16 protein-coding genes are annotated in these 22,990 nt (G+C 62.0%); 8 read left to right on the forward strand and 8 right to left on the reverse strand.

What is annotated here, in order from left to right; genetic code table 11:
• Positions 1 to 3 precede the first annotated feature (3 nt).
• The 3 genes from ACOY6C_RS16405 to ACOY6C_RS16415 are packed head-to-tail and all read left to right on the forward strand — an operon-like array spanning position 4 to position 6,049.
• A complete protein-coding gene (locus ACOY6C_RS16405; RefSeq protein ID WP_420906598.1) occupies positions 4 to 3,549 on the forward strand; it encodes a response regulator in 3,546 nt (1,181 codons plus the stop codon).
• Positions 3,546 to 4,415: a CheR family methyltransferase gene (locus ACOY6C_RS16410; protein ID WP_420906599.1), complete on the forward strand. Its 870-nt coding sequence runs from the start codon at positions 3,546 to 3,548 to the stop codon at positions 4,413 to 4,415. Before ACOY6C_RS16405 ends, ACOY6C_RS16410 begins: the two co-directional genes overlap by 4 nt.
• Positions 4,412 to 6,049, forward strand: a complete 1,638-nt coding sequence (locus tag ACOY6C_RS16415) for a response regulator (RefSeq protein ID WP_420906600.1) — start codon at positions 4,412 to 4,414, stop codon at positions 6,047 to 6,049. Before ACOY6C_RS16410 ends, ACOY6C_RS16415 begins: the two co-directional genes overlap by 4 nt.
• A gap of 213 nt (positions 6,050 to 6,262) precedes the next feature.
• Here ACOY6C_RS16415 and ACOY6C_RS16420 read toward each other — a convergent pair whose 3' ends face one another.
• The gene (locus ACOY6C_RS16420; protein ID WP_420906601.1) at positions 6,263 to 7,477 is read right to left on the reverse strand and encodes a pyridoxal phosphate-dependent aminotransferase; all 1,215 of its coding nucleotides are present in this window, start codon (positions 7,475 to 7,477) and stop codon (positions 6,263 to 6,265) included.
• Between the two features lie 99 nt (positions 7,478 to 7,576).
• Between ACOY6C_RS16420 and cysS the strand changes: the two genes are divergently transcribed.
• From cysS to ACOY6C_RS16440, 4 genes are all read left to right on the forward strand, one after another.
• A complete protein-coding gene (cysS, locus tag ACOY6C_RS16425) occupies positions 7,577 to 9,043 on the forward strand; it encodes a cysteine--tRNA ligase (RefSeq protein ID WP_420906602.1) in 1,467 nt (488 codons plus the stop codon).
• Positions 9,040 to 9,801, forward strand: coding sequence for a 23S rRNA (guanosine(2251)-2'-O)-methyltransferase RlmB (gene rlmB, locus ACOY6C_RS16430; protein ID WP_420906603.1), 762 nt, complete (start codon positions 9,040 to 9,042; stop codon positions 9,799 to 9,801). Before cysS ends, rlmB begins: the two co-directional genes overlap by 4 nt.
• A 765-nt stretch (positions 9,802 to 10,566) precedes the next feature.
• Positions 10,567 to 11,265: a protease inhibitor I42 family protein gene (locus ACOY6C_RS16435; RefSeq protein WP_420906604.1), complete on the forward strand. Its 699-nt coding sequence runs from the start codon at positions 10,567 to 10,569 to the stop codon at positions 11,263 to 11,265.
• Positions 11,266 to 11,400: 135 nt separating this feature from the next.
• Entirely contained in the window at positions 11,401 to 12,861 is a 1,461-nt protein-coding gene (locus ACOY6C_RS16440) for a radical SAM protein (protein ID WP_420906605.1), read from the forward strand.
• Positions 12,862 to 13,159: 298 nt separating this feature from the next.
• On the opposite strand, the gene ACOY6C_RS16445 is transcribed toward ACOY6C_RS16440, so the two are convergent.
• From ACOY6C_RS16445 to ACOY6C_RS16475, 7 genes are all read right to left on the reverse strand, one after another.
• Positions 13,160 to 13,588, reverse strand: a complete 429-nt coding sequence (locus ACOY6C_RS16445) for a rubredoxin (protein WP_420906606.1) — start codon at positions 13,586 to 13,588, stop codon at positions 13,160 to 13,162.
• A gap of 375 nt (positions 13,589 to 13,963) precedes the next feature.
• Positions 13,964 to 17,758, reverse strand: coding sequence for a CHAT domain-containing tetratricopeptide repeat protein (locus ACOY6C_RS16450; protein ID WP_420906607.1), 3,795 nt, complete (start codon positions 17,756 to 17,758; stop codon positions 13,964 to 13,966).
• A 126-nt stretch (positions 17,759 to 17,884) separates the two neighbouring features.
• A complete protein-coding gene (locus ACOY6C_RS16455) occupies positions 17,885 to 18,271 on the reverse strand; it encodes an Hpt domain-containing protein (protein ID WP_420906608.1) in 387 nt (128 codons plus the stop codon).
• Positions 18,272 to 18,304: 33 nt separating this feature from the next.
• Positions 18,305 to 18,505, reverse strand: coding sequence for a hypothetical protein (locus tag ACOY6C_RS16460; protein WP_420906609.1), 201 nt, complete (start codon positions 18,503 to 18,505; stop codon positions 18,305 to 18,307).
• A gap of 255 nt (positions 18,506 to 18,760) precedes the next feature.
• Positions 18,761 to 19,441, reverse strand: a complete 681-nt coding sequence (locus tag ACOY6C_RS16465) for a PulJ/GspJ family protein (RefSeq protein WP_420906610.1) — start codon at positions 19,439 to 19,441, stop codon at positions 18,761 to 18,763.
• A complete protein-coding gene (locus ACOY6C_RS16470) occupies positions 19,438 to 20,064 on the reverse strand; it encodes a type IV pilus modification PilV family protein (protein ID WP_420906611.1) in 627 nt (208 codons plus the stop codon). Before ACOY6C_RS16470 ends, ACOY6C_RS16465 begins: the two co-directional genes overlap by 4 nt.
• Positions 20,061 to 20,720, reverse strand: a complete 660-nt coding sequence (locus ACOY6C_RS16475) for a prepilin-type N-terminal cleavage/methylation domain-containing protein (RefSeq protein WP_420906612.1) — start codon at positions 20,718 to 20,720, stop codon at positions 20,061 to 20,063. Before ACOY6C_RS16475 ends, ACOY6C_RS16470 begins: the two co-directional genes overlap by 4 nt.
• 371 nt (positions 20,721 to 21,091) lie before the next feature.
• Between ACOY6C_RS16475 and ACOY6C_RS16480 the strand changes: the two genes are divergently transcribed.
• A complete protein-coding gene (locus ACOY6C_RS16480; protein ID WP_420906613.1) occupies positions 21,092 to 22,990 on the forward strand; it encodes a hypothetical protein in 1,899 nt (632 codons plus the stop codon).

The following is a 22,990-nucleotide window of genomic DNA, read 5'->3' on the forward strand; positions in this document are numbered from 1 at the left end:
GGCATGCCTTCCTTGCACCATCTCACCATGGCCCAGCGCATCGCCGCCGGATTTTCGGTGCTGATCGCGCTCCTGTTCGTCCAGTTCGCCCTGTTCGACCATCAAAACCGCCAGTTGCAGGAGATCCAGCAGCGCATGGTGGAGCACCCGTTCAAGGTCAACGGCGCGGTGCAGAAGTTGGACAAGGAGGTACGGGAGATCCGATACGCCAGCGTTCTGTTGCTGACGTTCCAGAACAAAGAAGAGATTCAACGGACCGAGACCCGCTTGCAGGCCACCTGGAACAATCTCCAGGGTCAATTGGGGATCATCGAGGCCCGTTTTCTCGGGGATATGGAACGGGTGCGTGAAACCAGGGGGTTGTTGGAGAGCTGGTGGCATATGTTGTTGCATCGCGAGATCGAGTTGCTGCTCGAGGGCAGGAGTCGCGAAGCGGCGGCGTTGCACGAGGAAGAGGCGTATCGGCGCAGACTGGCGCGTATCGAAGAGAATATTCATTATATCACGGAGTTCTCGTACAATAAGGCGTTTCTCTTTTCCCAGGAGTACGAACAGTCCGTGGCCGCGGCCAGGCGGGTGGTGATCGGATTTTTTCTGTTCATCGTGGCGCTGGGGTTGTTCGTGGCGATCCAGGCCACCCGTGCCATCACCCGACCGTTGCGCGCCTTGAATCAGGCGGTCACCAACCTGGCCGAGAAACGGTTTTCGACCGCCGTGCCGGGTACGGAGCGGCAGGACGAATTCGGCGCCCTGGCCCGATCGATCGGGGTGTTGCAGGAGATGGCGCGCCGCACCGACGAGGAGACCTGGATCAAGAGCGAGGTCAATGCCCTCTCCACCCATCTTCAGCAGCGCACCGACACCGAGTCGTTCGCCGGACAGTTGGCGCATCGGTTGACCCCGCTTCTGGAGGGGCGTCACGGCGCCTGCTATCTGTTCGACGAGGGGCGTCGGGTTTTGGAGTTGAAGGGTGGATATGGTCTGGACGAGGCGACCCTGACGCGCACCACGATCCGGATCGGCGAGAATCTCGTCGGTCTGTGCGCCCAGAAACGGCAGGTGTTGACCCTCACCGAGCTGCCCGAGGGGTATGTGAAGATCGGCTCGGGACTCGGGGATGCCACGCCCCGTGGTCTGCTGCTCGCCCCCCTGGTCTTCCAGGATCGCATCCTCGGCGTGGTGGAGGTGGCCTCGTTTCTGGCGTTCACTTCCAGGCATCACGCGCTTCTGGAGACTCTTTTGCCGGTGATCGCCATCAACCTGGAGAGCCTCAACCGCCACCGGCGCACCACGGAACTGCTCGAGGAGTCACGCCACCAACAGGCGTTGCTCCGGCAATCCGAAGAGGAGTTGCGCGTCATCAACGAGGAGCTGCGCGTCAAGAGCGACGATCTGGAACGGCAGGCCATGGAACTGCGTCACTCCGAGGAGGAGATGCGCGTGCAGGGCGAGGAGCTGCTTTCGGCCAACGAGGAGTTGCGTGGCAAGCACAACGAGCTGGAACGCCACGCCCGCGAGTTGCACGCCGCCCGCGAGCTGGCGGAACTCAACGCCCGGGAGGTGGAAAAGGCGTCGCGCTACAAGTCCGAGTTCCTGGCCAACATGTCCCACGAGCTGCGCACCCCCCTGAACAGCCTGCTGATCCTGGCCCGCTCGCTCGCTTCCAACCCGGAAGGGAACATGAACGAGGATCAGCGCGAATCGGCCCAGATCATCCACGACAGCGGCACGGATCTGTTGCGTTTGATCAACGACATCCTGGATCTCTCCAAGGTGGAGTCCGGCACGATCGAGATCGTGGAGGAGCCCCTTTTCCCGACCCAGCTGGTGGCGCGTCTGGAGCGTCGTTTCCAGCCCCTGGCCCAGGAGAAGCGCCTGGAACTCGGCATGCACATCCTTCCTGGCGTGCCTGTCGCCCTGCTCACCGATTCGAACAAGCTCGAGCGGATCCTGATCAACCTCCTGGCCAATGCCATCAAGTTCACCGAGACCGGGCGGGTTTCCCTCACCATTTCCAGTGCCGTTCAGCCGGGAGCGCGGGAGGCGGACCAGCGGATCGTGATGGTGGTGCGGGATACCGGTATCGGCATTCCTACGGGGATGGAGGAGCGGATTTTCCAGGCGTTTCAACAGGTGGATGGTTCGACCAGTCGTCGTCACGGCGGCACCGGACTGGGACTTTCCATCGCCCGCGAGCTGGCGCGGTTGTTGGGTGGCGAAATTCAGGTCGAGAGCAGCGAGGCGGTGGGCAGTACCTTCACCCTCACCCTGCCCCTGCGCGAGGCGGTGGTGACGGGCGAGGAACCGGTCGCGCCGGTCGAACCGCCCGGCGTCTCCGCACCGCCTCCGGTGCGCGGGGATGAAAAAAAGGTTCTGATCATCGACGATGACGCGGTATTCGCCAATATCCTGGCCAACCTGGCCAGGGAGAAGGGGTTTGCCACCCGTGTCGTCGCCAGCGGCGAGGAGGGGGTGGACGCCGTGGCCCGTCTGCGCCCGGACGGGGTGATCCTGGATATCGGTCTGCCCGGCATGGATGGCTGGGCGGTGCTCAAACGTCTCAAGGAGGATGCCGCCACCCGTGACATCCCGGTGCATGTCATCTCCGGGCGCGACGAACGGCGACACGGACTCGACGAGGGGGCCGAGGCCTTCTGGATCAAACCGGTCAGTCAGGCGCAGATCGAAACCGTGCTGGGTCGCATCGCCAGGAGTCAGGGAGGCCTGTTGCAACCCCGCCATGTGCTGGTGATCGAGGATGATCCGCGCACCCGCAAGGCGATCGCCAAACTGCTCGAAACCAGGGAGGTCAAAGCCACCCTCGTGGGTCGCGCCGAAGAGGCGCTCGAGCGGCTTAAACAGGAGCGTTTCTGCTGCATGGTGCTGGATCTGAACCTGGGGGGCGTCAGCGGTTTCGATCTGCTGGAGCGGGCCCAGACCGACGGAATGGATCTCCCGCCGGTGATCATCCACTCCGGTCGCGAGCTGACCGATCGGGAAACTTTGCACTTGCGTGAGTTCACCGATCACATCATCATCAAGGGGGAACGGTCGGCGGAACGGTTGCAGAGCGAGGTCTCCCTGTTCCTGCACGAGGTCTTTTGCGGCGGCGAAAAGAGCCTGCCCCCGGCCCAACCGGTCAAATCCGCCATCGACCACGATCCGGTCCTCTCCGGCAAGTGCGTGCTGATCGTCGATGACGACATGCGCAACATCTTTGCGTTGTCCAAGGCGCTGCGCGCGCGCGGTCTCCAGGTGCTCATGGCCCAGGATGGCCTGCGCGCCCTGAATCAGTTGCGGGAGAACAGCGCCATCGATCTGGTGATCATGGACATCATGATGCCGGAGATGGATGGCTATGCCGCCATGCGCGCCATCCGCAGCAATCCGGATTGGCGCGGGTTGCCCATCATCGCCCTGACCGCCAGGGCGATGAGCGGTGAACGCGAGAAGTGTCTCGAAGCCGGCGCGAGCGACTACCTGGCCAAACCGGTGGATCTCGACCGGCTTCTGGCCATGATGCACCGATGGCTCGCGTCCGCGTCATGACCATCCCGTCCATCCCGGAGATCGAAACCCGCCTCTTCCTGGAGGCCCTGAAACTCCGTCATGGTTATGACTTCGGGGGCTACTCCCCGGCCTCGCTGCGCCGGCGCCTGGAGACCCTCCGCACCCGCCACGGCTGCGCCTCCCTGCTTGAGTTGCTGCCCCGCCTGCTCCACGAGGAGCGCTTCGTCGGCACGGTGATCGGGGATCTCTCCGTGCCGGTCACCGAGATGTTCCGGGATCCTGCCCTGCATCTGACCCTGCGTGACCAGGTGGTTCCCTATCTCGCCACCTATCCGCGCCTGCAGGTGTGGATTCCAGGGTGCGCCAGCGGTGAGGAGGCATTCTCCCTGGCGATCCTGCTCCATGAGATGGGTCTGCTCTCCGTGACCACCCTGTTCGCCACCGACATCAACGATCAGGCCATGGCCGTCGGCGAGGAGGGAGTCTATCCCCGCGCGCGCGTGAGCGGATTCGCGCGCCATTACCAGCGCTCTGGAGGTCATGGATCGATCCTGGACTATTTCGAGTTGGATCAAGAGCATGCCCGGGTCATCGCACCGATTCGTCAGCACATCGTCTTTGCCCACCACAATCTGGTCACGGATGGCGTGTTCGCCGAAACCCAGCTGATCTATTGCGCGAATGTGCTGATCTATTTTAAAACGCATTTGAAAAATCGGGTGCTCGGCATGTTCCGCGACAGTCTGGTGCAGGGTGGTTTCCTGTGCCTCGGCTCCCAGGAGAGTCTCACGGGCAGCGTGGTGGATGACGCGTTCGCCGCGGTGGATTCGTTGAGTCGGGTCTACCGCTCCCGTTATGTCCATCCACACCCGTCACCTGGACGCGCGTCGAGGTTCACCGGATGAGCGAATTGTTGCCCAAATTGCTGGTCGTCGATGACGTGCCGGCCAATCGCCTGGCCCTGCGCAAACTGTTGCGCCAGGTGCGCGCCGAAATCCTGGAGGCGGCATCCGGCAACCAGGCGTTGAATCTCTGCCTGGAACACGAATTCGCCCTGGTTCTGCTGGACGTGCAGATGCCGGACATGGACGGCTACGAGGTGGCCACCCTGCTGCGCGGCGAGGAGCGTACCAGGGACTATCCGATCATCTTCGTCACCGCCGCCTACAAGGATCTGTCGCACCGCATCCATGCCTACGGCGTGGGCGCCGTGGACTACATCGAAAAGCCCATCGATGACTACACCCTGCTCTCCAAGATCCGGGTGTTTCTGGAGCTTTATCACCGCCGCATCACCACGGATCATCTCCTGGCCGAACTGGCCACGGCCAACGACGCCCTGAAAAAGGAGATCGAGGCTCGGGAACAGTTCGAACAACAACTGCGCGAGGCCAAGGAGCGGGCAGAGCGTTCGGTGAAGGCCAAGAGCGATTTTCTGGCCGCGATGAGCCACGAGATCCGCACGCCGATGAACATCGTGCTGGGGATGAGCGGTGTGCTGTTGGAGAGCGACCTGACCCCCGAGCAGCGCCATTTCGTGGAGATGATGCACCGCTCCGGAGGGGCGCTGTTGACCATCATCAACGATATTCTCGACTTCTCGCGCATCGAGTCCGGGCGGTTCAGTTTAAGCGAGGCGCCTTTTTCTCCGAGCGCCCTGGTGGAGGAGATCTGCAATCTGATGCGTCTCTCCGTGGAGCAGAAAGGGCTCAAACTGGCGGTCCGGATCGCTCCGGATCTGCCCAGGGCCATGCTCGGGGATGATGGCCGGGTGCGGCAGATTCTGATCAACCTGATCGGCAATGCCATCAAGTTCACGGAACGGGGACGCATCCGGGTTACGCTTGAACGCCATCCCGAGGATCCCGAGGCGCTTTTGTTTTCGGTCGCGGACACCGGCATCGGCATCGCCCCGGAGTTCCAGACACGCATCTTCGAGCAGTTCTCCCAGGCCGACACCGGCATCACCCGGCGCTTCGGGGGCACGGGTCTGGGATTGACCATCTCGCGTCGGCTGTTGGAGATGATGAACGGTCACATCTGGGTGGAGAGCCGTCCGAATGCCGGCAGCACCTTCCACTTCTCCCTGCCGATCCGGGCGGTGGATTCGTTGCTTCCGGTTGTGTCGAATGTGGCCGACTCATCCGGCGAGGCGCGCCGGTTGAAAATCCTTCTGGCCGAGGACTGTCCGGAGAATCAGATTCTGTTTCAGGTTTATCTGGAAAAATCCCATGAACGGGTTGTGACCGTGAAGAACGGTCAGGAGGCGGTGGAGCGGATCCGCCAGGAGTTGTTCGACCTGGTGTTGATGGATGTGGAGATGCCGGTGATGGATGGGCTGACCGCGACCCGTCTGATCCGGCAGTGGGAACAGAAACGCAATGCCATGCCCATGGTGATCCTGGCCCTGAGCGCCCACGCCACCCTCGACCGCCAGAAGGAGAGCCTGGCCGCCGGCTGCGATGACCATCTGGTCAAACCGGTGAGCAAGAAGGAGCTGCTTAAAGCGATTCAGCAGGCGATCTGCGCGGCGGGTTGAGCGAACCGCCTGGGCGTGTGGTGTGTGTGGATGCGGATCGGGTGGCGGGGCGGCTGGGGGCGTTCGTGGAGGGGCTGGTGGCCCCGGCCTGAAAGACGCTGTTCATCCGGTGGGGGATTCCGGTGCATCACAGTCGGCGGGTGGAGGGGGTGACCAAAAAAGCCGGATGCGGGAGCATCCGGCTTTTTGCATTCACGGGTTTGAGCCGCCCGGTCAGGCTTGCGGACGGGTCAGCTCTTCGGCCACCTTGCGGATGCGGATCATGGCCTGTTCCAGATCCTGCATCGAGGTCGCGAAGGAGATGCGGAAGTAGGGGTCCAACCCGAAGGCCGAGCCGGGCACCACGGCCACGCCGACCGCTTCGAGCAGATAGGCCGAGAACTCCAGGGTGTCGTTGATCACCTTGCCGTCGGCGGTGCTCTTGCCCATCAGGCCGGCCACGTTCGGATAGACGTAGAAGGCCCCCTCCGGGGTGCGGCAGGTGATGCCGGGCATGGCGTTCAGGGCGGCCACGACGAAATCGCGCCGTTCGCGGAACGCCTTGACCATGGGCTTGATGCACTTTTGCGGGCCGGCCAGGGCGGCGGCGGCGCCCTTCTGGGCGATGGAGGTAGCGTTCGAGGTGCTTTGCGACTGCATCTTGATCATCGCCTTGATCACCTCCTTGGGTCCGACCGCGTACCCGATGCGCCAGCCGGTCATGGAGTAGGCCTTGGAGACGCCGCTCAGGATCACCGTGCGGTTTTGCAGCGATGGCATGACCCCGGTGATGGTGACGAACTTGAACGGCTTGTAGACGATCTTTTCGTAGATGTCGTCGGTGATCACCCAGACATGCGGATGACGCTCGAGCACGGCGCCGATGGCCAGCAGTTCCTCGGCGGTGTAGGCCGAGCCGGTCGGGTTGGAGGGGGAGTTGATCACCAGGAAACGGCTTTTCGGGGTAATGGCCGCCTCCAGCTCCTCGGCGGTGAGCTTGAAGCCGTTCTCCTCTTGGGTGGCCACGCACACCGGCACGCCATCGGCCAAAAGCACCATATCCGGGTAGGAGACCCAGTAGGGGGCGGGGATGATCACCTCGTCACCCGGATCGATCGTCGCCTGGATCAGGTTGTAGAAGGCCTGCTTGCCCCCCACGGTGACCACCACCTGGTCCGGGGTGACGGTCATGTTGTGGTCCTTGGCGTAGCGACCGATGATGGCCTGGATCAGCTCGTCGATCCCCTCGACGGCGGTATACTTGGTGAACCCTTCGCGCAGGGCGCGGATCGCGGCTTTTTTGATGTGCGACGGGGTGTCGAAATCCGGTTCGCCGGAGCCGAGACCGAGCACATCCTTGCCTTGCGCCTGGAGCGCCTTGGCCTTGGCCGTGATCATCAGGGTGGGAGAGGGCTTTACGTTCTGGATGCGTTGCGATAAAAGAGACATGGGATTTCTTCCAGTTGGGTTGATACAGCGAATTCTGACCAAATAACCAGCAAAAAATATCATCTATTGCAGTGCAACGTCAACAAGGCAGTGTTCATCATGGCGCTTTCCCTCTACAACTCCCTGGGTCGCAAAAAGGAACCCTTCACCCCGCGCGTGGCCGGTCAGGTGGGCATTTATGTGTGCGGCATCACCGCCTATGATTACTGTCACATCGGCCATGCCCGGGTGATGGTGTCGTTCGACGTGCTGGTGCGCCATCTGCGCGCTTCGGGGTTGAAGGTGACCCATGTGTGCAATTTCACCGACATCGACGACAAGATCATCCGCCGTGCCATCGAGGAGGGGATTGCCATCGATGCCCTGACCACCCGTTTCATCGCCGCCTTCCACGAGGACATGGCGGCCCTCGGGGTGAATCCGGCGGATATCGAGCCCAAGGCCACCGAGCATCTGCCCGAGATGCGCGCCATGATCCAGACCCTGATCGACAAGGGGTTGGCCTATGAGAGCGGCGGGGATGTCTTTTATGCCGTGGACCGCTTCCCGGCCTATGGAAGGCTCTCCGGCAAGCATCTGGAGGATCTGGAGTCCGGCGCGCGGGTCGAGGTGGATGGTCGCAAGGCCAATCCGCTGGATTTCGTGCTCTGGAAGGGGGCCAAACCCGGCGAACCCCACTGGCCTTCCCCCTGGGGGGACGGGCGACCCGGCTGGCACATCGAGTGTTCGGCCATGGGTGTGAAGTATCTGGGGGAGTCGTTCGATCTGCACGGCGGCGGGCGGGATCTGATCTTTCCCCATCACGAAAACGAGATCGCCCAGACCGAGGGGGCGACCGGCAAGCCGTGGGTGACCTGCTGGCTGCACAACGGCTTCGTCAACGTGGTGGACGATCAGGGCAACCGCGAGAAGATGTCCAAGAGTCTCGACAACTTCCGCACCATCCGCGATCTTCTGACCGCCTGGCGCGGCGAGGCGATCCGGCTGTTCCTGCTCGGCAGCCACTACCGGGCTCCTCTGGATTTCTCCCTGGAGCTGCTCGACGCGGCCCGTGCCGGACTCGACCGGCTCTATGTCGCCCTGCGCGGGGCCAAGGCGGCGCTGGGTGGCCTGCCCGAGGCAGCCCCGATCGCCTGGGAGGGCGAGACGGGGGACGACGACCACGCGTCGCGCTTCCGCGAAGCCATGGACGACGATCTCAACACCCCGCGCGCGCTCGCCGTGCTCTATGATCTGGCCAAGGCGGTCAACCGCTCGGTCGCCGAGATGGATGGCGGCGTCGATCCGGCCCGTCTGCGTCAACAGACCGCGCTGCTGCTCGGATTGGGCGCCATTCTGGGGGTGTGCGGCGAGGATCCGGAGCTGTATTTCAAGAGTCTGGCCGAGGAGTCCGATACCGCCGGAGGATTGAGCGATGCCGAGGTCGAGGCGCGCATCGCCGCCCGCGCCGAGGCGCGTCGCAACCGCGACTTCCAGGCCGCGGACCGGATCCGCGCCGAGTTGGCCGAGGCCGGCATCATCCTGGAGGATGCACGCGGGCAGACCACCTGGAGACGCGAAGCGTGACCCCCGACGCCGAGGTGCTGTTCGGCTTCAATCCGGTTCTGGCGGTGCTGTCGGATCCCGCCCGCCCGGTGGAGTCGCTGTGGATCGTCACCGGACCCCACGGCAACCGCATGCGCGAGGTGGAACGTCTGGCCTCCGAACGGGGGATCCGTCCCAAATTCGTCGAACGGGTCGTGGTGGATCGTCTCGCCGGCGGGGCCACCCATCAGGGAGTGGCGCTGCGGGTCGGGGCGCGGGTGCAACCCACCTGGGATGACCTCCTGGCCCGCCTGGACGGGGTGGTGGATCCGGTGCTTCTGCTGCTCGATGGCATCGAGGATCCGCGCAACCTGGGCGCGATCATCCGCTCCGCCGAGGCGTTCGGGGTCGAGGCGGTGATTCTGCCCCGTGATCGCAGCGCGCCACTGTCCGGGGTGGCGGTCAAGGCTTCGGCAGGCGCCGCCGAGCGGGTCGATGTGATCCGTGTCACCAATTTGGCGCGCGCCATGCGCGAACTCAAGGCGTATGGCGTGCGGGTGATCGGCCTGGATGGGGATGCCGGGACGATGCTGGCTGGCGAGAGCTGGCACGGAGCGGTGGCGCTGGTGCTGGGCGGCGAGGGGCGGGGGTTGCGACGCCTGACCCGCGAGCACTGCGATACGGTGGTGGCGATTCCGATGGTCGGCGGGGTGGGGTCGCTCAACGTCGCGACCGCCGCCGGAATCGCCCTGTATGAGGTGCGGAGACGACGGGCCGGCGAATCCGCGCGGGATGGGTGATGGTTGTTTTTTTCGGGCCGCGGCCAGGCTGGTCCCCCTGGCCGGGTCGGGTGTGAAAGTCGTCGTGTTATTCGGATCGATCGCTTCGCCAGGCCGGATCGGCCCAACCGATCCACGGGCGTGCGCCTCATCGGTCTGGCCGGACTCCTCCCGGCGCGCTCCCCCCTTTTGCTACGCGGTTTCAACTTCCCGTTCAATCCCATGATGTTGTAAGGGTCAATCCGACAGGCGCCAGCGGAGCCGATCCGTGGAGCGTTGTCCGAATCTTTGTGTTCGATGCGGAGCGTGGAATCACGCGGTTCTCCGGCGCGGTCGTGGTGTGTCACGATTGACAACATCAAGAATATTACTGTATGTGTTGCCATTGCCGGGAATCACCTGTTCCTCGGCTCGATTCTGCGCGGTCTACACGCTGTGGACCAGGACAAACAACCAGGATGCGCCGGTCTGACGTGGCCATGAAGGGTGCGGAGAAAAAATATTTAAAAGGATATATTAACTTGACGAATCGATTTCGCTGTGCAAGCATCCATAAAAGTGGATCTTTCGTGGGGTTTGCCGATAAATTAGCTACTATCAACAAAAAAACGACATCACCGGTTGTTATCGGGTTACGCATCCGACCGGACGCGGAAAGGTGATCCATCCTCAGGAAAGCCGGGCGAACAACCAACCCTCCCAAAGATTCCACGGCGGATGCTCTACCGATCCGAAACGAATAAGGTTTGTCACTTCAACACACTTGCTCAACAATAGGGGATCGACATGGGAAATGAAATTCAGTTGCCGATGCACACGCATGTGGGTGGCTCCGGCGAAATGAAGCTGCTTTGCACGAGCGGAACCGGTTACTCCTGGGTGTTGACCTCGATGCCGGCCTGCGTGGGGTTGATGGATGTGAGCTCCGCTCCGGTGGGTCTGCCCCTGCCCGGCGCGATGCTCGTCGAAACCTTCACGTTCATCGGTCTCAAGATCGGTGACGGCATGTTGGAATTCAAACTGATCCGCCCCTGGCAGCCCAGTGCCCCGATGGATGTCCGCAAGGTCAAGGTGTTCGTCGAGCCGGCCATTCAACTCTCCGCCGACCTCGAGGAGAGCATCGGCAAGGGGCAGTTCCTGCCGCCTCTCACCCACACCACGGTGATGGATCCGATGCCGGCCTATGGTTACCCGGTCCCGACGACCGATGCCCAGGTCCGTCCGCTCTACGCCTATCCGATGGATGGGACCCACTACCCGCCGCTCCTGAAATACGGCTATCCGCCGCTCTTGAAGTACGGCTACCCGGTCCCGATGGAGGTGAGCCTCGAGAAAGTCGCCAATCCCGGCACGCCCACCATGATGCAAAGCCATCAACAGTGCACGGTCAAGTACGGCACCCCCTGGGGTGAGGCCAGTCAGCTCGGCCATTGCACCATGTTGTATGCCGTGCCGCTCGGTGATAAGGACAAGCAGGCCAGTTGACCGGCTTGAGAGGAATCCTCAGCCGTGACGTGCGCGGTCCGGTCGAACGCACGGCTGAGTCAATCCCAAAGTCTCCATCGCACCCCAACCCGAAGCCCACCATCACCGTAGTCAACCCCCAGCCAGGAGTCATGCATGGCCAACTCTTTCGAGGAGCATCCCATTACCGGCGTGTGGGAAATCACCATGGGCTGCAATATGCGTTGCCGGCATTGCGGTTCCGGATGCGAATCCCCATTGCCCGATGAACTCACCACCGAGCAGGCGCTCAAACTGGCCGACGACATCGGTCAACTCGGCATGCGCTGGATCACCCTGTCCGGGGGCGAACCGCTGATGCGCAAGGATTGGTGGCAGATCGCCCAGAGATTGCGGAAAGCGGGCGTGGTACCCAACATCATCACCAACGGTTGGTATCTGACCCCGGCCATGATCGACAAGGCCATCGAAAGCGGGGTCGGGGTGTTGGCGGTGAGTCTGGACGGCCTGGAAGCCTATCACGACCACATGCGCCAGCCGGGATCGTTCCGGAAGGTGGTGGAAGGGCTGCGGCTGATGAAGGAAAAAGGACAACGCGCCGGCGTCATCACCACGGTCAGCCGGGCCAACCGGGCCGATCTGCCCGGTCTCAAGAGACTGCTCACCGAACTGGATCTGGAAAGCTGGCAGTTGCAGATCGGTCTGCCGATGGGCAACTTCCAGTCCGCCCCCGAGTTGATGCTGGATCCGGAAAGCGTGGATGAGGTTATCGATTTTTGTCACGACACCACCCTGGAAGGGGGGATCCGGGTGTTTCCCGCCGATTGCGTGGGGTACTACCATCTCAAGGAGCTGGAAACCCGGCGCATCGTTTACCGCACCGAAGCCTTTCCGATCTGGGATGGCTGCAATGCCGGACGTCGCAGTCTGGGGATCCTGCACAACGGGGATATCCTGGGGTGTACCTCGATTCGCGACCGTCATTTCATCGAGGGCAACATCCTGCAACGACCGTTGGCGGAAATTTGGCGCGACGACCAGGCGTTCAAGTGGAATCGTCATGTGGCCAAACATCACCTGGAAGGCAACTGCCGGATCTGCCAGTACGGCGATCAGTGCCTGGGAGGGTGCCCCAACACCCGCCTGACCGTCGAAGGACGACTGCACGCCGGAAACGCCTACTGTTCCTACAGTTTGCGGTTGACCCGAACCCGCAAGCGGCTCATGGAGTCCACCCAGGTTCCGGAACTGCTCGAAGTCGGGATGGGATTCGTGCGACAGGGGGCCTATCAGGTGGGCGCCATGACCCTGGATCGGGCTTTGGAACTCGAAGCCGATCACCTGGAGGGGTGGCGATATCTGGGGTTCGCCCACTTCATGCTCAACAACCTGCCGGAGTGCGAAGCGGCCAATCGTCGGGCGTTGGGTCTGCAACCCGGCGACCCCTACGCCAGCAAGGGGCTGGGATTGGCGTTGCATCGACAGGGACGCAGCCAGGAGGGGATCGAGCTGTTGCGCAAGGTTCTGGCCGAGCTTCCCGCCGATGCCCACGAGGCGCGTCGGGATCTGGAGCATGACCTGACCGTCGTGTTGCACGAAAGCCGTCAGGTCGCCTGATCGCGTCGGTTTCAGTCGGTGCGGGCGCATTGGTGCGTGCGCGTCGGTTTCAGTCGGTGCGGGCGCATTGGTGCGTGCGCGTCGGTTTCAGTCGGTGCGGGCGCGTCGTGCGCGCGGCGCTCCAGACGCCGTGGGTGTCGCGTCGGCCAGTCGAACCTGGCCACGCGACACGGAACCGGCGTCAGTGGTCTCCGATGGGCCCGGATCGGTGCGTCCAGTCGTCACGAAAGGGGAGGGGAGGGGATCCCCTTTCCCACCCTCCGTTTCCAAGAGTGCCAAGGCGTGACCGTGAATGCGATCAATCCCGGTCGAGCACGAACCGTTCCTTGCTTCCGTCGCACTCCGGACACTCCCACCCATCCGGCAGATCCTGAAAACTGGTCGAGGCCGGAATTTTCATCCTCGGCAACCCGATCCGTTCATCGAACAGGAAATTGCACACCGGACAGCGCCATTTGCGCATGCCGGGCTGCTTTTTCATCGCCTTGCGCACCTGATCGACGATCTGATTGCGCAACGCGGTGTACTGGTGCGGCGCGGCGGCCTCGATCTCCTTGAGACAGGCCTTGTAGTCGATGGTCAGTCGTTGCGACTCCTGGATGATCGCGTCGGCTTCCGGGGAGTGGCTCTTGCTGGCCAGAAGCGCGGCGGCGCGAGGCGTGGCCAGGGAGGATTGCAGCCCGAGTTCGATGGCGCGGGCAACGAGGGGTTCGAGAGTTGGGGTCATGGTGACGGCAGCTCACGGTGAATGGGCGAGAGGGTTCCGTTTCTGGTATGATGCGTGGGATCGTGGCGCATGGGCGCGACCAGCCTGGTGCGCGCGTCGTGAATCGCCAGTTGAAATGGGGTTGTAGCAAAAGACGGGCCATGGCATGAGTCATGTTGGCCGGGATGCCCGAAGGCAGGGGCAGGGAGGGTGCGGAGAGGGCGCCTTTCAGGTCGCGCGGGGGATCGCTGAAAAACGCCGCCTCCTTGATCAGGGACTCCAGGTGTCGCAAACCGGAGAGCATCGCCAGCTTCTCCAGGGCGTCGGCCCTGGCATCAAGAGGGTTGGCGGCAGGCCTGGAACAGATCCTTCAGGGTGATGTCATAGCACATCCGTTCATTCGCCGATCATCATGAAGGCGGCCCAGATGTAGGGATGGCGCCATTCGCTGGATTCGAGCAGGTCCAGTTGCGACTCCCGCAGGGCGCGGTGGGCGTTCATCCCCTCGCCGAGTCGGGCGTAGAGGCTGGTCATGAGCGCCTGGGTGCCGGCGTCGTTGACCTCCCAGAGCGAGGAGATGACCGATTTGACTCCCGCCTCCTGGAAGGCGCGGCGCAGACCATACACCCCTTCGCCCTCGTGCAGCTCGCCCAGTCCGGTTTCGCAGGCGGAGAGCACCGCCAGTCGGGTGCCGGTCAGGTCGAGGTTGAGCACCTCGAGCGCGGTGAGCACGCCGTCGTTGTCGGTATCCATCTCTCCCAGGAACTTGGCGTTGGCGTTGATGCCCGCGAAGGCGAGTCCGGCGCGCAGCAGCGGGTTGTCCCCTGGCGGGGGCAGGTGTTGTTCGCCGCCTCGGACCAGTTTCAGGAGTCGCTTGCGCAGATTCTCGTCCGGTTTCAGGAAGAAGCCGTGGGTGGCGATGTGCAGAATCTCCGGGGCGTGCTGCAAGGTGAGGAGGGTGGCCTCCTGGGCTTCGCGTCTGACCAGGAAGTCGTTGCTCTTTTTCTTCTCCGTGGCCAGCGCCGCGATCAGGCGCCCCTCCTTCTCGGCGCCTGGCAGGGTGTCGAAGCGCAGGCCACGCATGCCCGAGGCCAGGGCGCGCAGGTTTTGTTTCATGTCGCTGGAGCGTTTGCCGCTTCCATCCTCGAGGGCGGCCTTGGCGTGCGCGGCGCCACCCAGGGTGTCCGCGTCGTAGTCGGGTCCGGCCAGGATCAGATAGTTCCCCTTGGCTTCGGGCAGGTTGACAGGCACCAGATCGCGGCTCGAGGAGAGCAGATGCAGATCCGTGCCGCGCGCCAGATAATCGCCCTCCGCATCCACCATGGCTGGAAACGGCAGGATGTTGAGCAGACCATCCGGGACCACATGGACCAGTTCGCGCTTGCCGATTCGCTGGCGGATCGGCGCCCAGATGCGATCGTGGGCCTGACGTCCGACCTTCTTGACCGACTCTTCGTCCCCATCTTCGTCCTGGATGGCGGCTCGGTAGTCGATGATCAGTTTTTGAATCGCCTCGGGATCCGGGTAGACCACCAGATCGAAGAGCGGTCTGCCCTGCTCCTTGCGCAGGATGGCGGCCAGCAGACCGGAGCGATCCTCGTCCTTGTAGAAGAAGAATTCGGCCAGGGCCGATTTTTCCGGCAGATGTTTGATCAGATCGTCGATGGTCACCGGCACCACCCCTTTCTGGAACCGCTTGCTGGCCTGGCCGAGTTCCAGTTGCAACCGTTCCACCTCGGTTTCCAGGCCGTGGATCACCTTGAGATGGGTGCCGGCGGTCTCCGGGGTGGGTCCGGAGAGGGTGAGGGAGGCGAGCTGTTTGCGGGTTTCGGTGAGCTTGTCGCTGGTCGCCTTGAGCTTGGGGTTGTTGCCCAGCCGGACGATCTGGCGGATCTCCGAGGTGGTCTTGAGCAGCTGACCCTTGCGCCGCAGACCGACTTCGAGGGCTTCGCGTCCGGCGATGGCCGGATCCATGCCGGCCAGCAGGGACAGATGGGTGTTGAGTTCCGGGGCGTAGAGACGGATATACCCCTCGCGGGCGTTGTCGGAGGTGGCCCAGAGCATGCGGTCCAGGAAGTCGGAACGGCGGGTGAACAGCTCCTTGCGCAGCTTGAAGGCATCCGGATGCTTGCCCTTTTCCAGAATTCGCGCCAGGGTTTCGATGGTCTCGAACACGTAAGGGTGCAGCGGTCCCAGGGCCTGCTCGGCCAGGGCGCGGGCCTGACGGGCCAGCTCCTCGGCCTCTTTGGCGCGGCCCATGTCGAGCAGCAGACGGGCCAGATCGTTCATCGAGCGGATCACATCCGGATGACGTTCGCCGAGTCCCTTCTTGCGCAGTTCGAGGGCGCGGGTGAACCGTTTGTGCGCCTCGGCGTGTTCGCCCAGCTGGTGCAGCACCCGCGCGGAGTTGTTGAGCGCCTTGAGGGTGCGTGGATGCTGTTCGCCCAGCGTGGCGTTCCAGGTGTCGAGCACCGAGTCGAACAGCGGTTTGGCCTTGGCGTAATCGCGTTTCAGCAGATGCAGATAGGCCAGATTGTTCACCACGGCCTGGGTATCGACATGCCGCTCGCCGAACCGTTTGCGGTAGGCGTCGAGGGCATTGAGATAGAGAGGTTCGGCCTTGTCGAAGTTGCCCTGGCTCTCGTGCAGCAAGGCGAGATTGTTCATGGTGGTCAGGGTGAGGGGACGATCCGGACCCAATTTGCTCTGGGTCTTCTCCAGCGCCTGACGCAGCAGGGGTTCGGCGTCGTCGTAGAGTCCGGCCTCCTCGAGCAGTTGACCCAGATTGTTCAGGGTGGTCAGGGTGGTGGGATGATCCTCTCCCAGGGTTGTGGTCATCCGCTCCAGGGTCTTTTTCAGTCCGATCTCCGCCTCCGGATAACGGCCCATTTTCTCGAGGATCGCGGCCAGCTCCACGTTCATGGAGAGGGTGGCGGGATGGTCGTGGCCCAGCTCGGTTGCGAACTGCTTGACCAGTTTGCGCGCCAGGGTTTCGGCGACGGGCAGCTCCCCCTGGTCGGCCAGCAGATGCAGCCGGGCGGACAGCGCCTCGATGGCCAGGGGATCGTTCACCTGGATCGGCTCCTTGGGAAGAACCGGTTTCAACAGCTCGTCGGCCCGCTTGAGATCCCCCATCCGACGGTTGGCCTCGGCGGCGGCGATCCGTACCGGTGGCAGGGTCGGATCATCTCCGGCCATCACCCCCTCCAGGATTTCCAGCGCCTGTTCGAGAGCCTCGCGCCCATCGGCGAAGGCCTCACGGGCCAGGTTGACCCGCGCGAACCCCTCCAGGCAGCGGGCGGTCTCCGGATGGTGATAGCCGTGCAGGGCCATCGACCGGGGACAGCTCTCCCGCAACAGGACAGCGGCCTCCTCATGCCGTCCCTGCTCCCGGAGCGCCCCGGCCATGGCCAGCTCCGTGTCGATGGCCAGCGGGTGGTCGAGGCCAATCCGGGCCTTCCAGGCGGCGCGCGCGGCCTGATGGATCTTGAGGGCGTCTGCGGATTTGCCCTGGCTTTCGAGCAGATCCGCCAACGCCCTGTCGCAGGCGAGACTCTCCGGGTGTTCGGCTCCCAGGGCCTCGCGGGCGTGGGTCGCGGCCTGGCGCAGCAGCGGTTCGGCCTCGCCGGGCTTGCCGGCCAGGGCCAACAGGGTTCCCAGCTCCCGTTCGCTCATGAAGGTGGCCGAGTGCCTGGTCCCCAGATTCTCGCGCGCCAGATCCAACGCCTGTCTGGCCATGCGCACCGCCTGGGGGAGATCCCCCTTTTCGGCAAGCGACTGTGCGTTTTCGCGGCTCTTGGCCCACGCCTTGGCGGCGCCGGCCTTCTCCTTGGGGATGCTTCCGGCCTTCTCCAACGCCTCATCCACCCAGGCGGGCATGGCGTTGACCAGCTGCGAGATGATTTCGTTGGCCTGACCGGCGTTTTTGGCATCTTTGGCGCGGGCGGCCAGAGAGGCGGCCTGTCGCAGGTGCGAAAGCGCCTCGTTGGCGTTGCCCGCCTCGAGCTGCTGCTTGCCGGTGGCCAGCAGCGCCTCGGCCTTGGCATCGACTGGAATGGCGGGAGCCGTCAGGAGGGGCTGAGCGGTCAGGTCGGGCGTGACGAGCGTGAGCAGGCCGCACAGCGTGGAGAGGGTCAGAAAAGTCCGAAAGAAACGGATCCGGGCAGGCAATGTTCCGTGAGATGGGGACATGGCGCGTCTCCTTGACGGGGATTTCACGGGAAGAGTGGTCGAAGAATGAGGCATGGTAATCGATTTTGCGCCCCGTTTCATTCTAATCCGCGTGGTGGTGTGGATTTTTTGGTCTGGTGGGGATCGTCAGGGGAGAAACACGGGGGGATCGCCCGCATAGAGCGCGATCGTGCGGGTCATGATCTCCCGGACCTGGACGGAGAGATCGTCCAGGGTGTGCAACAGGGCGGGTTCCGGGAGGATCCCGGCCTTGCCGCGCTCTTCCAGATGGGCGCACAAGGCGGCCATCCGTTCGGCGCCCAGGGTGGCTGCGGCCCCCTTGAGCCGGTGGGCCTCGATGTAGAAGTGAACCGTGTCCCCCATGGCGTGGGAGTGGGCCAGCAGACGCAGCCGTTCAGGCAGAATTTCGAGGAATTTCTCGACGATATCCCGAACCTGCCCGCCAACCTCGTCATGCAGCAGACGCAGCTTGAGTCCGTTGTCGAGCAGGGGTGTATTCTCAAAGTCATGCATGGTGTCGTATGGAACCCTGGTGGGTGTGATGGATCACCCTTTCTTGCCCACATACCAGACCGCGAAGGTCTCCATGGCGCCGCGCAGGGTCTTGGCGGCCTCGCTGTCGAGGAGGTTCTGGCTCCGGGCCGGATCGAGATTGAAATCGGTGGTCAGATCCTCGGCGAAGCGGAGCAGGGTATCCCGGATCAGGTCACGGGAGTCGTTGAGGATTTCATCGACACGGCAGGTCATGGCGGATTCCTTGGTTGGGTGAGACGGTTTGGGATTTGGATTGACCGGATCGTTTAAGTTTATCGTGACCGGAGGCGGGAAAGCCACAAAAATTTGTGATTCGTGCATCAACGATCGTCTGGTCGGGTCGGCGGTGCGTGGTGGGGTGGTATGGGGAGAGAACGCCCTAAACCCGGACTTGGAACTCCCTGGCGGGAGTTCCAGGGTATGAAAATCAGAGGCGCGCTTGACAGTCTCTGAAAGGGGCCTCTGCCATTACGGATCCACGCCCAGAGACAGGGTGGTCCAGAACCCGGTTTGATAGCTCCAGCGCGGGACGGTGGTCGCAAGGATCGGCAGGGCGCCCGGAACCACGAGATTGAATTGGATCTCGGTGGTTTTGTTGTTCACGGTCCGACTGTTGTCGGTGGTGAGCCCGGCCACGTAGCCGGTGACGCGGATCGTTTCCAGCGCGGCGGTGCAGGCGGTCAGGGGGTTCCCCGCGCTCTGACACGGGATATCGAGGGGGTGCCATTCGCCGGATGCGAGGTTTGGCCCCGCCTCGAGCCCCAGGTGCAGCCGATAGTCGGTCACCCGCAAGGCGTTGTCGCTGGCCGGATCGACCGAGCGTCCCCAATAGCCGGGTATGCGGGTGTCGTCCGAGGCGATTCCACCCTCGCTGAGCAGTTGAAAGAGGTTGCGGCTCTCCTGATTGAGCGCCATGAGATTGCCGGACTCCTGGGCGATGTTCAGGATCATGCCCAACAACTGCCAGAGCACCAGGCCGATGATCAGCGAGAGCGCGCTGCTGATCATCAGTTCCAGCAGCGTGAACCCGGCCTGATGCCGTTGGTCTTGACGCGTGCCGAAGGTGCGCGCGCGGTTCGGCCAGCCGGGGTGTCGGTCTGCCTCCGGAAGCGGATTCGAATCGCTTTTGAGTCGATGCCACGTCGTCATCGGCGCCCCACGATGGTGCGAAGGGTCAGGGTGGAGATCGGTCCCCCCCAGGGTTGCGAGGTCTGGGAGTCGCTCTCTGGAAAGAGGTAGGGATAATCGAGATAAAGGGTGAGCTTGCGACACCAGCCACCACCCGCATCCCCCGTGTAACAGGGTTGCGTGGTCAAGGGCTCTTCAGTCCAGCTCAGCTCGCCGGTGATGCGTCGTTCGGGATCCAGCAGAATCACGTTGCGGGCGGTCGGATCCAAACCCGCGGGTTGATGCAGGAGTATTTTGCCCGGCTGATCCAGCGCGGTGGTTGAATAGACGATCAGGTTGTTGGGCACGGTCTGCAAAATCTGGTGATCCGCTTGCGGGTCGAGGTGGGTGGCAGGGTAGCCACTGGTTTTCCAGGTGGTGAAGTTTACCTGATGGCGATTGAGGGCCGCGATTCGTTCCATCTGGCCATGCAGGGCGAAGATGGCTTTCTGGCGCAACTGGAGGGCGAGGAATTCGCGTGCGAGCAGATCCCAGATGCCGACCATGCCGATCATCAACAGTCCGATCATGATCACCACCAGCAGAATCTCGATCAGGGTGAATCCCTGATGGGCGGGTTTGGAATGTGGCGTCGAGGCGTTCACAGCAGGGTATCGGAGAGGCTGATGCCGTTGAGCCAGTCGAGCTGGATCTCCCGACCGGAGCGTGGGGCGGTTTCCAGACCATTGACGGGTGGCGGGTAACGCAGGACCACCACCCGGCCTTCGCCGCCGATGGTGTTCGGATCGGCAGAGACCCACCCGGTGGCGGTGGATTTATCGGTGGCGGTGGTGCAGGTGACGCCGCCCAAGGCATGCACTGCGACCTGATCCTGGGCCGATTGTCCGCCCGAGTAGTTGGTATCGCGCAGGACGGCCCACACCTCATATTGGATCGTATCGGTGGTGGTGGTGATGAGACCGTCGGCAGGCAGACGGACCATGAAGCAGAAGTTCCCGGCCAGGGAGAGATCGACCCCCAAGCCGTCCTGGAGGGTCTGTTCGTTGTCGGAATTGATCAGGGTTCGGGTGCGCCGCAGCTGGATCTGCTCCTTGGCGGAGATGGCCATGAGATAGGGTTTGGCCTCTTCTGCCGCGACCGAGACCGCGTGTTCACGCAGCGAAACCGATGCGAGGTTGACCAGGATCCCCAGAATCACGATCACGATCAGGATTTCGATCAGGGTGAAGCCATAATTATTATTATGATGTATTCTAACTGAAATTATCAATCTTGGAATCCACTTCAGAAAATGCTGCATAATGAATGGTATAAATAGACAGAATAGGTTCTTGGTGTATCCTTTGCTGTCATTGGAACGTCGTTTTGATGGAAGTGTCAATAAACAATTTTGATAATCAGTGATACACGGAAATCTAATTTTTCATAATTCATTTTCCTTGTCAATATGTTTATAATTGTGTATTCTGTATCAAATATTTTATATGTATTATAAAATGTCGCATCGCAAAAATGAATGATCAAACGGTTGCGCTTTTAAATCAATGGCTTCATAAAATCTAAAGGTTCTATTTTCGGTTTTAATCTATGAGGAAGCAGACCGTGGCGACGCATATCAAAAATCAGAGGGTAAGCACAAAAGGCAAAACAGGCAGAGGAATCCAGAACCTCTTGTTTGCCTTGATCCTCGGCTGCCTGTTCGTGACTTCACCACTCTTCGCGGATGAGATCCCTTGGGACCAGGACAAGCGCGAAACCATCGGGTCGTGGGATTTCTACAAGCCGCTTCCCGTGGTCGCGTTGTTGAAACTCATTTTTCAACCCATGAAGATCATGGTGGTCGTGAATGGCAAAATCGAGGACGAGATCCCTTCGACCCAGCAGTACATCCGCCATTCGCCCAGGGAAACGTTCAAGGAGCTTTGCGCGGACTACAGCCTCGATCACATATATTCCAAAGAGGCGAAGACGATCACATTCTCGCGAAAAGACAACAAGTTGTTCGTCAAGGATGTGTTCTATCCCCGGCATGCGGATGCCCGTTTTCTGTTTGGCGAAGCGAACAATCTGCACGATGGAGCGGCGCGTGGCGCCCGCGACAAACTTCTGAGCGTGCGTGGAGTCAAGTTGGAGATCAAGGGCAAGGGGATTGTCCTGAGCGGCGATCCCGGCAAGGTGAGCGAGGTTCGCGCGTTGTTGAAATCGATCGACGAGGGCATCCATGCCGAGAGCCTGCGCGCCCAAGCGGACAACGATCTGAAAATGCGCATCGAGGAGGACAAAGAGTTCCGGGGACGGATCGAAACCCGCATCATCCCCTTGCGGCACGTCTCGGTCGGTCCGTCGGACATCACCTTTCAGGGCAAACGGTATCAAACCCCTGGCATCATCGACACGCTCAAGCATCTTTTTTCCGGAGAAGACGTGCGGGTGGTCACCCGCGAGGAGGAGAAGGAGGTCGAAAAGAAGGAACAAAAAGAGGTCAAGGAGTTAATGGAGGGGAAGATTGGCGGGATCGATCCGACCAGGCGACACGTCACCATTACGACGGTCATGCCGGATGTGCTCAACAACCAGTTGATCATCCGCGGCACGTCCAAGCAGCTCGATGAGATCAGTGCCATGGTGTTGTTCCTCGACAAGTCTCCGGATCTGGTCGAGGTCGAGGTGATCATCGTGCAGGGGGAGGATCAGCTCTCACGAGAGCTTGGCATTCGCTGGGGCGGGGTCGGGTATCTCGGCGGCAACTCGCAAATATTGCCCACTGGCATCGTTGGACCGGCCAGCAAGCTCTCGTCCACCGCCACCAACAGCGGCAGTTTTTCCCTGTTGGGCAGTCCGTTCCCGAAGGAGGTCAGCACCGCCGGATTCCTCTATCAGGGAACCCGTTCGCTACTGGACGCGACGTTGCAGGCCATGGAGAACGCCAATCAACTCGAAACCATCGCCGCGCCGCGCGTGATTACCCTGAACAACAATCAGGCGCGCATCACCAACGCCAACAATTACCACTTCGTGGTCACCAACACCGAGAAGATCAACTCTTCGTTGCATGTGGTCAACACCGGCGTGCAACTGCTGATCACGCCGGCAGTCGTCCGTCCAGATCCGAGCAAGAACGTATCGGGTAAGGAGGAAGACAAAAATATGGTGCGCCTGGTTTTGAATGCCCGCAACAGCATTCCCACCGGTCAGACCGGGGATACCATCAGCACCAATGAACAGGAGATCAATACCACGGTTCTTGTCCCCGAGATGGCCACCTTCGTGCTGGGCGGGCTGTTCAACAATCGGCGCGAGGAGATCACCAACGCCATACCTTTGCTCGGAGATCTGCCGCTTCTTGGCCATATGTTCAAGTACAAGAAATCGGATGATCGAAAGCTTGAAACCGTGTTCCTGATCACACCGCGCATCGTCAGTCCCGGTCAACTGTTGCCCGGCAACCATGACGTCACGCGCGATTATGTGGGGGGCAGAAACGACGAGCTGAAAAAGAAGCGCCTGGAGCTTCGCCAGGAGTCGCAACTGCTATCGAAACCCACCACCACTTTCCGCGAGGAGGAGTGA

Source organism: Candidatus Magnetaquiglobus chichijimensis, from assembly GCF_045865675.1.
GTDB lineage: Bacteria > Pseudomonadota > Magnetococcia > Magnetococcales > Magnetaquicoccaceae > Magnetaquiglobus > Magnetaquiglobus chichijimensis.

Coding starts and splice junctions, on each gene's coding strand:
- cysS (WP_420906602.1), top strand. CDS start 7,577: ATGGCGCTTTCCCTCTACAACTCCCTGGGTCGCAAAAAGGAACCCTTC.
- ACOY6C_RS16440 (WP_420906605.1), top strand. CDS start 11,401: ATGGCCAACTCTTTCGAGGAGCATCCCATTACCGGCGTGTGGGAAATC.
- ACOY6C_RS16415 (WP_420906600.1), top strand. CDS start 4,412: ATGAGCGAATTGTTGCCCAAATTGCTGGTCGTCGATGACGTGCCGGCC.
- ACOY6C_RS16475 (WP_420906612.1), bottom strand. CDS start 20,720: ATGCAGCATTTTCTGAAGTGGATTCCAAGATTGATAATTTCAGTTAGA.
- ACOY6C_RS16465 (WP_420906610.1), bottom strand. CDS start 19,441: ATGACGACGTGGCATCGACTCAAAAGCGATTCGAATCCGCTTCCGGAG.
- ACOY6C_RS16420 (WP_420906601.1), bottom strand. CDS start 7,477: ATGTCTCTTTTATCGCAACGCATCCAGAACGTAAAGCCCTCTCCCACC.
- ACOY6C_RS16460 (WP_420906609.1), bottom strand. CDS start 18,505: ATGACCTGCCGTGTCGATGAAATCCTCAACGACTCCCGTGACCTGATC.
- ACOY6C_RS16435 (WP_420906604.1), top strand. CDS start 10,567: ATGGGAAATGAAATTCAGTTGCCGATGCACACGCATGTGGGTGGCTCC.
- ACOY6C_RS16405 (WP_420906598.1), top strand. CDS start 4: ATGCCTTCCTTGCACCATCTCACCATGGCCCAGCGCATCGCCGCCGGA.
- ACOY6C_RS16410 (WP_420906599.1), top strand. CDS start 3,546: ATGACCATCCCGTCCATCCCGGAGATCGAAACCCGCCTCTTCCTGGAG.
- ACOY6C_RS16445 (WP_420906606.1), bottom strand. CDS start 13,588: ATGACCCCAACTCTCGAACCCCTCGTTGCCCGCGCCATCGAACTCGGG.
- ACOY6C_RS16450 (WP_420906607.1), bottom strand. CDS start 17,758: ATGTCCCCATCTCACGGAACATTGCCTGCCCGGATCCGTTTCTTTCGG.
- ACOY6C_RS16455 (WP_420906608.1), bottom strand. CDS start 18,271: ATGCATGACTTTGAGAATACACCCCTGCTCGACAACGGACTCAAGCTG.